Source organism: Vibrio sp. J383 (assembly GCF_023503985.1).
Lineage (GTDB): Bacteria > Pseudomonadota > Gammaproteobacteria > Enterobacterales > Vibrionaceae > Vibrio > Vibrio splendidus.
Genome location: NZ_CP097293.1, coordinates 446,046 through 458,673, shown reverse-complemented (window position 1 = coordinate 458,673; position 12,628 = coordinate 446,046). Strand labels below are relative to the sequence as shown.

Annotated in this window: 14 protein-coding genes and 1 riboswitch; of the genes, 4 read left to right on the top strand and 10 right to left on the bottom strand. The window is 44.5% G+C overall.

The window, feature by feature from the left end; all coding sequences use genetic code 11:
- From M4S28_RS02120 to radC, 4 genes are all read right to left on the bottom strand, one after another.
- On the bottom strand, positions 1–549 hold the full coding sequence (locus M4S28_RS02120) for a hypothetical protein (RefSeq protein WP_249632221.1): 549 nt from the start codon (positions 547–549) through the stop codon (positions 1–3).
- A gap of 327 nt (positions 550–876) precedes the next feature.
- Complete coding sequence (rpmG, locus tag M4S28_RS02115) at positions 877–1,044, bottom strand: 50S ribosomal protein L33 (protein WP_002535344.1); 168 nt, start codon at positions 1,042–1,044, stop codon at positions 877–879.
- 13 nt (positions 1,045–1,057) lie between these two features.
- Entirely contained in the window at positions 1,058–1,294 is a 237-nt protein-coding gene (gene rpmB / locus M4S28_RS02110) for a 50S ribosomal protein L28 (RefSeq protein ID WP_004728407.1), read from the bottom strand.
- Between the two features lie 292 nt (positions 1,295–1,586).
- Positions 1,587–2,261: a RadC family protein gene (gene radC / locus M4S28_RS02105; protein WP_249632220.1), complete on the bottom strand. Its 675-nt coding sequence runs from the start codon at positions 2,259–2,261 to the stop codon at positions 1,587–1,589.
- Positions 2,262–2,484: 223 nt separating this feature from the next.
- Between radC and coaBC the strand changes: the two genes are divergently transcribed.
- The 3 genes from coaBC (at position 2,485) to lpxL (ending at position 5,476) form a co-directional block, all read left to right on the top strand.
- Positions 2,485–3,726: a bifunctional phosphopantothenoylcysteine decarboxylase/phosphopantothenate--cysteine ligase CoaBC gene (gene coaBC, locus M4S28_RS02100; protein WP_102440946.1), complete on the top strand. Its 1,242-nt coding sequence runs from the start codon at positions 2,485–2,487 to the stop codon at positions 3,724–3,726.
- A gap of 139 nt (positions 3,727–3,865) precedes the next feature.
- A complete protein-coding gene (gene slmA, locus M4S28_RS02095; protein ID WP_016768952.1) occupies positions 3,866–4,456 on the top strand; it encodes a nucleoid occlusion factor SlmA in 591 nt (196 codons plus the stop codon).
- 39 nt (positions 4,457–4,495) lie between these two features.
- On the top strand, positions 4,496–5,476 hold the full coding sequence (gene lpxL / locus M4S28_RS02090; protein WP_249632219.1) for an LpxL/LpxP family Kdo(2)-lipid IV(A) lauroyl/palmitoleoyl acyltransferase: 981 nt from the start codon (positions 4,496–4,498) through the stop codon (positions 5,474–5,476).
- 129 nt (positions 5,477–5,605) lie between these two features.
- Here the strand turns inward: lpxL and pyrE are convergent, their stop codons facing one another.
- Positions 5,606–6,247: an orotate phosphoribosyltransferase gene (pyrE, locus tag M4S28_RS02085; protein WP_004735727.1), complete on the bottom strand. Its 642-nt coding sequence runs from the start codon at positions 6,245–6,247 to the stop codon at positions 5,606–5,608.
- 215 nt (positions 6,248–6,462) lie between these two features.
- Positions 6,463–7,179: a ribonuclease PH gene (rph, locus tag M4S28_RS02080; protein ID WP_004735726.1), complete on the bottom strand. Its 717-nt coding sequence runs from the start codon at positions 7,177–7,179 to the stop codon at positions 6,463–6,465.
- A 283-nt stretch (positions 7,180–7,462) separates the two neighbouring features.
- Between rph and M4S28_RS02075 the strand changes: the two genes are divergently transcribed.
- Complete coding sequence (locus tag M4S28_RS02075) at positions 7,463–8,329, top strand: YicC/YloC family endoribonuclease (RefSeq protein ID WP_004735725.1); 867 nt, start codon at positions 7,463–7,465, stop codon at positions 8,327–8,329.
- 311 nt (positions 8,330–8,640) lie between these two features.
- Here M4S28_RS02075 and cspE read toward each other — a convergent pair whose 3' ends face one another.
- From cspE to M4S28_RS02055, 4 genes are all read right to left on the bottom strand, one after another.
- Positions 8,641–8,853 (bottom strand): transcription antiterminator/RNA stability regulator CspE, encoded by a 213-nt coding sequence (gene cspE / locus M4S28_RS02070; RefSeq protein ID WP_004735656.1) that lies wholly within the window; start codon positions 8,851–8,853, stop codon positions 8,641–8,643.
- Between the two features lie 470 nt (positions 8,854–9,323).
- Positions 9,324–9,956, bottom strand: a complete 633-nt coding sequence (locus M4S28_RS02065; protein WP_017093622.1) for an alternative oxidase — start codon at positions 9,954–9,956, stop codon at positions 9,324–9,326.
- Positions 9,957–10,168: 212 nt separating this feature from the next.
- Positions 10,169–10,594, bottom strand: coding sequence for a phosphate-starvation-inducible protein PsiE (locus tag M4S28_RS02060; RefSeq protein WP_249632218.1), 426 nt, complete (start codon positions 10,592–10,594; stop codon positions 10,169–10,171).
- 236 nt (positions 10,595–10,830) lie between these two features.
- Positions 10,831–12,201, bottom strand: a complete 1,371-nt coding sequence (locus M4S28_RS02055; RefSeq protein WP_249632217.1) for an NCS2 family permease — start codon at positions 12,199–12,201, stop codon at positions 10,831–10,833.
- A gap of 58 nt (positions 12,202–12,259) precedes the next feature.
- Positions 12,260–12,359, bottom strand: a riboswitch (purine riboswitch).
- Positions 12,360–12,628 lie beyond the last annotated feature (269 nt).

Genomic DNA, 12,628 nt, shown 5'->3' with positions numbered 1-12,628 from the left:
TTAGTCGTCCGATTTAGGTGGTTTGTCTGATATAGATCGCTTGTCTGACTTAAATGACTGGTCTGATTTAAAGGACTGGTCTGAGCCAAAACTTGGAAACAAGTAGATCTCTTCAATAGACACCGCCAACCACTGATCATTCCAGTTTTTTAGCAGCCAGAACTGAGGCAGTTGATAATAGGTAATGCGTTGTGGTTCTTCTTGATCTTGATACCACACCTCGATGGTGTGCGGGGTATTCAGTTGTGGTGAGAGGTCGGTATAGGTTTGAGAATCGACTTCGGTGCCCACAAGCTCTTTCCATCGCTGCGACAACTCTTGTGCACTGGTAGTTTGAGGAAGTGTTGTCTCTTTAAATTGATAAACCCAATGATCGTCTTCTAGCACAACTGACCAATGAGCAAAGTGCAAAGCTTGAAGCTCAGCTGCTGGATTTAAAAGAGAAGGATAAGGGCTGCTGACCGTAACTTCAGGTTCGGGCTCGATCAAATAAGCTTTGATCAATGTTGGAAGGTTTAACACCCCAATAAAAGCAATCACACTGAACATGAGTATGTTGTTCCATCGGCGTCCACGATATCTCATCTGATTCTGCTCATCTAACCTATTGAGTGTTCAGTATATCGTGAAAAAGTCTATACTTTCTATGTTGCGCTATTTTCTATCACATAAGCCCATCGGCAAGTGTCACGTCTGTGCGGTAGGTGCCAAATTGAGCCAATGAAACTACCGCCAATCAAAAACACTTAGTCTTCTCGAAAAACCTTAGACCTCTCAAACAATGGGGCTTCCCAAATTTTGGGCATAAAAAAACCCAGCTATAAGCTGGGTTTTTAATTTATTCTTCTATAAAAGAAGATACAAAGGGGCTATCAATTACTTGATTTTAGCTTCTTTGTACATAACGTGCTGGCGAACTACTGGATCAAATTTTTTGATCTCAAATTTGCCTGGCATGTTACGCTTGTTCTTGTCAGTTGTGTAGAAGTGACCAGTTCCAGCAGAAGATACTAGACGGATTTTCTCACGAATGCCTTTAGCCATTGCTTAATTCCTCTTAAACGTTTTCGCCACGTGCACGGATATCAACAAGAACAGCATCGATGCCTTTCTTATCAATAATACGCATGCCTTTAGCAGTTAGACGTAGTTTAACAAAACGTTTTTCGCTCTCTACCCAGAAACGGTGAGTTTGTAGGTTCGGCAGAAAACGACGCTTGGTAGCATTGCGTGCGTGTGAACGGTTATTACCCGTTACTGGACGCTTACCAGTTACTTGACATACTCGGGACATGAATGTCTCTCCAAATCGTTTCAGCTCGATATCAACCTTGGTGGCCGAACCTCTCTATCAATTCTGAAAATAGAGGTAAAAACCATAATGGAAAATCCATTCAAGGCTATCAAAGGTCGCGTATTATACTAACTTGACATGCATTGCTCAAGACCCGAACAGATCCTTTTTAAGGATTTCGTGATCTTTTTTTGAACAGGGCAGCTATTTGAGTAATCAGAGCTGATTTAAGGTTCTAAAATGTGGGCGGAATGATAGCAGATTTAACGCAACTAACAACCTAAAATGTGATTCAAATCCATCCGCGTTCTGCAAAAGAGATAACTTCGCCATCTCCAACCACAAAATGGTCGAGAATTCGGATGTCCACCAGCGCCAACGCGTCGGTTAATCTGCGTGTAATTCGCCTATCTGCTTGGCTTGGCTCCGCGACACCAGAAGGATGGTTGTGCGCTAACATTAATGCAGCTGCATTATGATGAAGTGCCCGTTTCACTACTTCTCTAGGGTAAACTGATGCGGCATCGATGGTTCCTTCAAACATCACTTCATCCTTTATTACCCTGTTTTGATTATCTAGGAACAAGATATAGAAGGCTTCTCGCTGGCGATCGCGCAATATACTCGAAAGATACAACTTGGTATGGCTTGGGCTAGTGAGTGCATCGCCTCGAGATAAAGTTTCGGCCAAATAACGTTGCGTCATCTCTAAAACGGCCTGCAACTGGACATATTTCGCCTGCCCCATCCCTTTATGAGCACAAAACTCAGTCTCGGTTGCAGAAAAAAGTTGGCGCAACGAACCAAAATCTTTGATCAACTTGTCAGAAAGCTCTAAAACGTTCATTCCTTGTGTGCCCGTTCGAAGAAATATCGCTAACAACTCCGCATCACTTAAAGAGTCTGGCCCTCGACTCAGTAGTTTTTCTCTTGGCATCGACTCAACAGGCATCTTACTTATAGGCATATAAAGGCTATTTAGGGTCATGAATACGACCCGTCAGCTTAATGAGCTTGCCACCAGAGATCCTTTGATAAAGAGAAAAGGAAACGAGTCGCTAGCAAAACTGTGTAATTGATAAGTTTGATAACACCAATTTGATGAGCATCAAGTCTGTTCGAATTCTGCTTCTAGGCACTAATCCTTTGTTCTGATATCGTAAGTCCCAGAGAAATTAAGGAACAGAATCATGCAAACATTGGTTAATCAACTGGATAACGCTGACCTACAAGGCCTAGCTGGGAAAAAAATCCTACTTGGCATTAGTGGTGGTATCGCTGCGTATAAATGTGCCGAACTGACTCGACGCTTAATTGAACGTGGGGCGCAAGTACAAGTCGTGATGACGAATGCAGCCAAGGAGTTCATCACTCCTCTCACCATGCAAGCCGTCTCTGGAAGGCCAGTGTCTGATAGTTTGCTTGATCCTGCTGCTGAGGCTTCCATGGGGCATATTGAGCTCGCAAAATGGGCTGACTTGGTATTACTAGCGCCAGCAACCGCAGATCTTATTGCTCGCATGACGGCGGGTATGGGCAACGACCTGCTGACCACGCTACTTTTAGCAACCGATGCGCCAGTTGCGGTATCTCCGGCAATGAACCAACAGATGTACAGCCACCCAGCGACTCAAGAGAACATCGCGACGCTAAAACGTCGAGGCTGTGAAATCTGGGGCCCTGCCGCAGGCGAACAAGCGTGTGGTGATGTCGGCATGGGTCGCATGCTAGAACCAATGCAGCTCGTGCACCGTTGCGAAGACTTCTTCCAACCTAAACCACTTGCTGGCCGCTCTGTGTTAATCACTGCAGGCCCAACTCGTGAAGCCATCGACCCGGTGCGTTACATTACTAACCACAGCTCAGGCAAGATGGGCTATGCACTGGCTGAAGCGGCCGCGAAACAAGGCGCAACAGTGACTCTAATCAGTGGCCCTGTTTCATTAGCGACGCCAAGCAAGGTTAATCGTATTGATGTCGACAGCGCACAACAGATGTTTGATGCCGTTAGTGCCAACGCGGCTCAACACGATATTTTCATCAGCTGCGCCGCAGTTGCCGATTACCGCCCTGAGACCATTGCAGACCAAAAGCTTAAAAAGGTCGATGGTAAAGATGACATGACCATTCAAATGGTTAAGAACCCGGACATTGTCGCTTCTGTTGCCTCAATGACGGAAGGCCGTCCATTTACCGTAGGCTTCGCAGCAGAAACTCAAGATGTTGAGAAGTACGCGCGCGGCAAACTGGAAAGAAAGAACCTCGATATGATTTGTGCTAATGATGTCTCTGTCGAAGGCCAAGGCTTCAATAGCAGCAGCAATGAATTGCACCTTTATTGGAAAGACGGTGATAAATCTCTGCCACTGGATAGCAAAGACACCCTTGGTTTCCAGATCCTCGATCAGATCCAACAGCTTATTGGTGCATAAACGCACAAATTTGCTCTGACAATCTGCTGACACCTCTCGATTCTGTTGACCTAGGGCTCACAAAACTAGGAAACAGAATTGAATGGTGTTTATAATCCTGCTTCACTCAATCCTCATCTTTAGGAAAGGAAGTAAATAGATGGCTGGTACTCGAAAATCAAACCGTCGTGAAGAAATCCTACAAGCTCTCGCACAAATGTTGGAATCGACCGAAGGTGCTTCTCGTATCACAACGGTAAAGTTGGCCAAGCAAGTCGGCGTATCTGAAGCTGCGCTCTACCGCCACTTCCCAAGCAAAGCTCGCATGTTTGAAGGCCTGATCGAGTTCATTGAAGAAGCGTTGATGTCTCGAATCAACCGTATTCTCGATGAAGAAAAAGACACTCTTGAGCGTATCCGCCTCGTGATGCAACTTATCTTAGTCTTTTCTGAGCGCAACCCTGGTTTGACTCGTATTTTGTCGGGCCATGCCCTAATGTTTGAGAATGAGCGCCTGCGTGAACGCATCAATCAGCTTTTTGAGCGTATTGAAACTCAACTTCGCCAGATCTTGCGTGAAAGGAAGCTTCGTGAAGGGAAATCGTTCCCGGTTGATGAGAAGATCTTAGCGGCTCAACTGCTCGGTCAGGTTGAAGGCAGCTTGAATCGATTTGTACGTTCTGACTTCAAATATCAACCGACAGAAAACTTTGATGCTTATTGGGCACTGCTGAGCGCTCAGATTAAGTAGCAATCAAATTAAGTAGCAATCAAATCTTAAGTGATGGTTATGACGACGAAAACTTCTCCGACAAACAGTACGGCACAACACGTTATTACTAAGCCACCTTTTACTCTGGCACTACTCCACCCTAAATACTGGGGAGTGTGGTTCGGTTTTGGGCTATTGGCGCTTATCGTTAATGTTCTCCCTTACCGTATATTATTACTGCTAGGTCGTTCATTGGGCTCTCTTGGGGCTCGCTATGGTAAAAAGCGCGTAGCGGTCGCAATACGTAACTTGGAACTCGCCTTCCCAGATAAGCCAGCAGACGAAGTCGCTGCCATGGTCAGTGAAAACTTTAAAAATACCGGTATGGCGCTGATCGAAACGGGCATTACCTGGTTCTGGCCAACGTGGCGTTTCAAAAGAATCCTAGTGGATAAAGACACCCAAACATTGCGCACTCACAAAGCCAACGGTAAAGGTGTTTTGTTGTGCTGTGTACATGCCTTGAACCTAGAGATCACTGCGCGAGCAATGGCCGTTCTTGGTATTTCTGGTTTAGGTGTTTACCGCCCGCACAACAACCCAGCTTATGAATTCATTCAATACCGTGGTCGTACTCAGAACGGCAACCGTCTTATCCACCGTAAAGACGTGAAGCGTATGATTCGAATCCTGCGTCAAGGTGAGATCCTTTTCTATCTGCCGGATCATGACTACGGCCGTAACAAGTCTGTGTTTGTGCCTTTCTTCGCTGTAGAAGATGCATGTACTACAACAGGCACCAGTATTCTGGCTTACACTAGCCGATGTGCACTCGTTCCGGGGTCTGGTTTTAGAAATGCCGATGGTAAGTATGAAATCATGGCGGATGAGTCAATCGAAGATGACTATCCACGCAAAGATGAAAAAGCCGCGGCCGCTTATCTAAACCGCTATCTTGAGAAAATTATCTTACGATCTCCAGAGCAATGGATGTGGCTACACAAGCGCTTCAAAACCATGGAAGACTCAGAAATTGAGCGCGGTATTCGTTATAAATAGATAAGAAAGCTGCTCATCTCAATAGAAAAGTAAAAGGCCCGAAAGAGTTATCTCTCTCGGGCCTTTTTGCTTTTTCGATTCTTAACCTAGAGCGCTAAACCATCAGGTTCAACTTCTTCAGTTTACGAATTAGATACCATATTGAGCGCGGTATGCTTTTACTGATTCTAGATGTGCTGCGTCTGTGCCTTTCTCTTCAAGGAAAGTCACAAGGTCAGTCAGGCTAACGATTGAGATAATTGCACAACCGAAGTCACGCTCTACTTCTTGAATCGCAGACAATTCGCCTTTGCCTTTCTCTTGACGGTCAATCGCAACAAGCACGCCCGCTAAGTCAGCACCGTTTGCTTGGATGATTTCCATCGACTCACGAATCGCAGTACCTGCAGTGATCACGTCATCCACTAGCATGATGCGACCTTCAAGTTCGCTACCCACTAGGTTGCCACCTTCACCGTGGTTCTTCGCTTCTTTACGGTTGAAACAGTAAGGCGTGTCCACATCGTGGTGATCAGCAAGTGCAACCGCTGTTGTCGTTGCGATAGGAATACCTTTGTACGCAGGGCCAAATAGTACGTCGAACTCAATGCCTGAATCTGCCAATGCTGCTGCGTAGAAGCGACCTAAACGCGCTAAGTCACGACCTGTATTAAACAATCCAGCATTGAAGAAGTAAGGGCTCTTACGGCCAGACTTTAAAGTAAACTCACCAAACTTAAGTACTTCTTTCTCTAGTGCAAATTCAATAAATTCACGTTGATATGCTTTCATGTTTTTCCTCTACGTTTATCCAATAAAACTTAATTAACTTAAACTCTTCTTAGTATCTTCTAAGTAGTCGTGTTTTCCGCTAGGCAACAAGCTTACGAAACCCGTGAGCTTACGAGTAGTAAGTGATTCGGGTGAGTAAGCACAGTTAACAACGCGGAGGGCGCGAATACGAAGAAGATAAAAAAATAGCCCCCAATGTGGGAGCTATCTAGAAACTAGTCGGCCAACGCAGCTTTCTGCGCTTCGACGATATCGGTAATACCCTTATTCGCCAGGGCTAAAAGCTGCATCAGCTCTTCGTGGCTGAACGGTTCGCCTTCTGCGGTGCCTTGAATCTCAATCATCTTACCGTCTTCCGTCATTACAACGTTCATGTCGGTATCAGCTGCTGAGTCTTCAACGTACTCAAGGTCACACAGTGCTTGTGCACCAACGATGCCCACTGAAACTGCCGCTACGTGGCCTTTCATTGGGTTCTTTTTCAGTTTGCCGCTTGCTAGTAGGCTGTTGATAGCATCAGCCATTGCAACGCTTGCACCTGAGATAGAAGCAGTACGAGTACCGCCGTCTGCTTGGATAACATCACAATCGACAGTGATCATGATTTCACCCATTACTTTCAGGTCAACAACAGCACGTAGGCTACGCGCGATCAGACGTTGGATTTCCATCGTACGACCACCTTGCTTACCGCTCGCCGCTTCACGACGGTTACGAGTGTGCGTTGCACGTGGCAGCATGCCGTATTCAGCCGTTACCCAACCCTTTCCTTGGCCTTTTAACCAACGCGGTACGTTTTCTTCTACCGTCGCATTACATAGAACTTTAGTGTTGCCGAACTCAACTAATACAGAACCTTCAGCATAAGCCGTGTAGTTACGAGTAATTTTAATTGGACGAATTTGATCTACAGCGCGGTCATTTGGACGCATTGGTATCTACCTTATTAACAGTCTGAAGTGATTTACTATCGAAAGAGTGCATCACCTAAGAAAGGGGTGAGACAGTTTTGATTGGGGCAAGATTATATAGCAGTTTATCTTTCAAATCTATTTACCATTCAAAGCGACTTACGACTTAAAGCGACTTACGACTCAAAGATACTTACCGTGAAAGGCTATTTATCGCCGAAAAGCGACAGGCTTCGGGTGCACCCCGTATCGTGATACTATGCGTGCGCGTTATTTTCAGAATGATAAAAGACAGGAAAATTCGATGATTTATAGTATGACCGCGTATGCACGCAAAGAAGTAAAAGGCGATTGGGGTACAGCAGTATGGGAAATCCGTAGTGTAAACCAACGCTACCTTGAAACTTACTTCCGTATGCCTGAACAGTTCCGTGGTTTAGAGCCAATCCTACGTGAGCGTTTCCGTAAGCGTCTAGCTCGCGGCAAGGTTGAATGTAACCTACGTTTTGAAGCAAACCCAGCAGCGAAAGGCGAGCTAAGCATTAACGAAGGTTTGGCTCAACAAGTAATCAATGCTGCGAACCAAGTAATGACGATGACAGGTGAAGACAGCCGTTTGAACCCATTCCAAGTCATGAATTGGCCTGGTGTGATGGAAACGCCAGAGCAAGACATGGATGCCATCAACAAAGACCTGCTAGAAGCATTCAACGATGCCATCGCAGAGTTCATTGATGCTCGTGCTCGTGAAGGCGAGAACATGAAAGCGCTCATCGTACAGCGCTTAGATGCAATCACTGAAGAAGTTGTTAAAGTTCGTGCGCGTATGCCTGAGATCCTAGAATGGCAACGTGAGCGCCTTCTTACCAAATTTGAAGATGCTAAAATTGAACTTGAAGGTTCTCGTGTTGAGCAAGAACTTATCCTACTTGCGCAGAAGTCAGACGTAGCAGAAGAGCTAGACCGTTTAGACTCTCACGTGAAAGAAGCAAATGTAGTACTGAAGAAAGGTGGCGCTTGTGGCCGTAAGCTTGACTTCATGATGCAAGAGTTCAACCGTGAGTCAAACACGCTAGCGTCTAAGTCTATCAGCACAGACATCACAGCATCAGGCGTAGAGCTTAAGGTTCTTATCGAACAGATGCGTGAGCAGATCCAGAACATTGAATAACAGTTTGTCAGTAACACGCTGTGAATAGCCATTAGCTGAATCAGTGTTGATTATATCAAGATAAGCTCCTAGTTTTAGGGGCTTTTTTATGGATACAATAATGCCAATCAGGATGAGTAAGTGAGCAGGTTGTTACGCAGGAGATTTGTTTGGACCAAGAGATAGATACAGCTATAGATAAAACAGAGAAGCGGATGTAACAAAGGATTTTAGAATATTTTGAGGGGGATATTACAGGTGGAACTAGAGGGGAAAGATTTAAGGGAGAAAGTGACGCAAGTTGCTAATGCAACTTGCGTCGACTTAAAATCTTATAGAGCTACAACGTTTGCAGCTTGAAGACCTTTTTGGCCTTGCTCTACTTCGAAAGACACTTGTTGGCCTTCTTTAAGAGTCTTGAAACCTTCAGAAGCGATAGCACGGAAGTGAACGAATACGTCAGCGCCGCCGTTGTCTTGAGTTAGGAAACCGAAACCTTTCTCTTCGTTAAACCATTTTACTACGCCGTTTGTTTTGTTAGACATGATGTGTCCCTTATATAAAAATAAAAAATTAATCGCCAAAAGTGCGATGCGCTGAAAGCTTGAATTATTTAATGTATCTATGAAGCCAAGGGAAACACTGAGAATAACAATGAAGCAATACTAAGGGTTTTACTTTACAACTGATGTTTCATTTAATAACTCTGAAAACAGAGCGAGGCCATTCTTGGTGATCTGGGTCGGGTTGTAAAGCTTTATTTGAAAATAATTGATGTTTTTTTGTTCGGTTGGCTTAAATTACAGCCCTACTACGCCATTAAGCTCATTTATAACGCTTTGATCTTAAGAAATTTACTCATAGTACGACTCTCTAAGCACTCCCCCTCAGGTAAGTCCGTATTTCTAGTATGCATAGAAAAGCTCAACCCCACCCCGGGTTTGAACCAGTAATTAAGACGACCTTATTTTCTGGTTGTTGAGCTTTATTTGTCATAATTATGTCTTTTTGATGATTAGCACTGATGATCGGGTAAGTCTTGGGTTTTATAGAGATCGGCAATGTCGTGATTCTTATCTCTATGTTTAGCTTCATCTTCCCTTATGCAGAAAAGCACATCCAAAAACGTAGCATTCTCGGGTAAGCGATAATATTTAATCGCAATTTCAGGAGCGGGATGATTGGGCAACGTGCCATCTTGAATTTTCGAGATATATTCGGAGTAACTATTACAAGCTTCCTCTTCAAAATACCCAACGATCCTATGCGCGGTTTTAGATGAGACTAAGTAGATCACGCCATAGATGAGTAGAAAGATGAACTGTAATAGCATCACTAAGATGCGTTCTATAATAGACGGGTTGGTAACGGTAAGGAAAATCATCAAATGCATCCGTTCATTATCCGCTTCGTCCAGTAGCTCTTTGATCCAACCACCGTCGTCTTTCATGCGGCGCAGAGCTTTGAGGTGGTTGAACACTCCCGCCACCATGCCCGGCACCGCCGCTATGGTTTCCAACAACATGGCTCGTTTGGCTAAGTGTTTTCCATAAAACAAGTTAAGTGTCTTTTTGAGAAGTCGAGTAACAAGAAGTGCAACCTTTTCGGAGAATATTTCAGGTTTATAATGAGTGCTTTCAAAATGCATAGCGTGTTCCTTATATGAGTCTAATACTTACCAATCAACATTCATGCCAAGACACAAAGCCTTGTACATCAAGGCAAAAATAACAATTAGAGTCATATAGACAGCATGATTAAGATAATTAAAAAGACACTATTGAGTCTTTTGGACACATCAAGAGCAATAAAAAACCCAGCAACATGGCTGGGCTCTTATTAACTTATAACCTGATTTATTTACTCATCCGGTTGCTTGGTTCTTAGATCGACATATGGCCAATAATGGTGTCCCACACGAATCAAGAGTGTTGCTGCGGCCAAGATAAATACCGCTAAAGATAACCAAACGATCAATACCGCATCGAGTTCTTTCATGCCCAAAGTGATGTAACGAGCAATTGCCATCATCGCGATGTAGATTGGGTATCGCACTGGGATCTTACCGTTCATCACAAACTGCTGAACCATTGCCAACACTTCTAAATAGATAAACATCAGCAGAATGTCGGTCAATTGCACTCGGCGTTCAGCGAAGACATGCATGAACTCTTCGACCATCGCAAACAAGGTCGCCAGTGTGATCGCCACCAGCAATACCGCTTCCATAATGTGGAATACTTTTAAAAACGGCTTACTAAAAGATTTAGGTAAGTTAGAAGGCATAGTCACTCTTCAAAAAATAATTAATCCAGTCTCTACAATAGCATGCATCAATATAAGTCGCGTACTGTCAAAGCATCGACTTGGGGATAACGCTATCAATTCATCGGTAACCACCAGGAAGAAGCAAAGGTAATAAACAACAGATACAAAAATGGCCCCACATTCACTGCAGAGCCATCTGTTTGTCTTTTACTTAGCGACTTTTATAGTGGCTAATTGGTGGTGGTTAATTAGCCTTAAAGGAGAATCAGGTAAGTTAAGAACACCACACACAGGCCGTAGATAAGCGGGTGTACTTCTTTGCGCTTACCTACCACAACCATTGTGAATGCGTAGCTGATAAAGCCCATCGCCATACCGTTTGCTGGAGAGAAGCTTAGAACGGTGAACATGATGGTGAAGAAGGCTGCAATGCGTGACTCTTTCTTTTCCCAGTTTATCTGACCAAGGCGACCCACCATGTAGATGCCTACCACTACCATCGCAGGCGCGACCATTGCCGCTGAGAAGATAGAGAAGATTGGGTATAGGAATAGCGACACTAGGAATAAGCCAGCCACCATGACTGCCGCTAAACCTGTTTTCGCACCTTGAGAAGAAGCAATACCCGATTCAGAGAACGCAGTGATCGATGTGGTACCGAGAATCGAACCAATCACCGTACCGCCTGCATCTGCCACTAGCGCCGATTTCGCGTTTGGCACCTTACCGTCTTTGTCGATGATACCTGCATCGCGGCCCACACCAACAATCGTGCTTAAGCCATCGAAGAAATCGACAATCAGGAAAATGAGGACGATGAACAATAGGTCGAACATTTTCTCAGGGGTGAAAGCTGAGAAATCAAAGATCGCGCCGAAGCTGCCCGCCATGCTTGGTGGCATAGAAATGAATTGGTCTGGGATTGGTGCGTTTGATGTACCTAAGAACACATCAGCCAGAATCGTCAATGCAATCGCTGAAACAAACGAGATAAACGTTGCCAGCTTAATGTCACGAACCATACAGCCCAGAGCGATGAAGATACTCACATAAGCGATAACCACTTGTGGGTCTGAGATGTCACCTAAGCCAACCAGTACAAACGGGTTAGACACGATGATTCCTGCATTCTTAAGGCCTAAGAAAGCAATGAACAAGCCGAGAGATACGGTAATCGCCAACTTCAAATCTTCAGGAATCGATTCAATCATCGACTTACGGATATTGGTCAACGAGAAAGCGAGATAAAGGATACCGGATAGAAAGATACCAAATAGCGCTTCATTCCAAAGTACCGCCACAGAACCGCTTAACAGTAGACCTTTGAAGAATCCGTTCATACTCATGCCCGGAGCCAGCATGACTGGGTAGTTGCCCCAAATACCCATGATAAGCGTTGCGATAGCAGCAGAAAGAGCGGTAGCCGTAAAGACTGCCCCTTTGTCCATCCCCGGGATGCCCCCCAGAATTGCTGGGTTAACCGCCAAGATATAACTCATCGCTAAGAAGGTAATAAAACCTGCGTAGAGCTCAGTGCTGATCGTGGTCTTTCTCTCTGAGAGTTTGAACAGGGTGTCAAGCGAGCCAGACGTTTTCTGGGCTTTCAGGGTGGAGTCGGTATTCACAACAAAACCTATGTAATAAATTAAGAAATTTGAGATTCAAATGCTGTGAGAATAGAGGGGTCTCTACACTAAAAACTGTAGTCACCAAGGTAGGCTCGGTAGTAGAAACATCTAGTCCATATCACTAGATATATACAGCATTTAATCGTTTGCGCGGATTGTAAGGATTGAGATTAAAACTTCAACAAATTTTGTCCAGATCACATAAAAAAGTGAAGATGACGAGCCATTGCAGTTATACAAAGATCCTTGAAAAGATCATTCGCTGATAAATAACGATCAAGCCAGTTGTTCTCAATCATCTAAATATGCTACTCTTCGCCTCCATTTTTCTGACCTAATTTTCACCAGTTGCACCTATTAGTTTTACTAGTTATTCCTTTATAGACGTAACCACCGGAACAAAAATTAGGGTCAGTGCTATCTT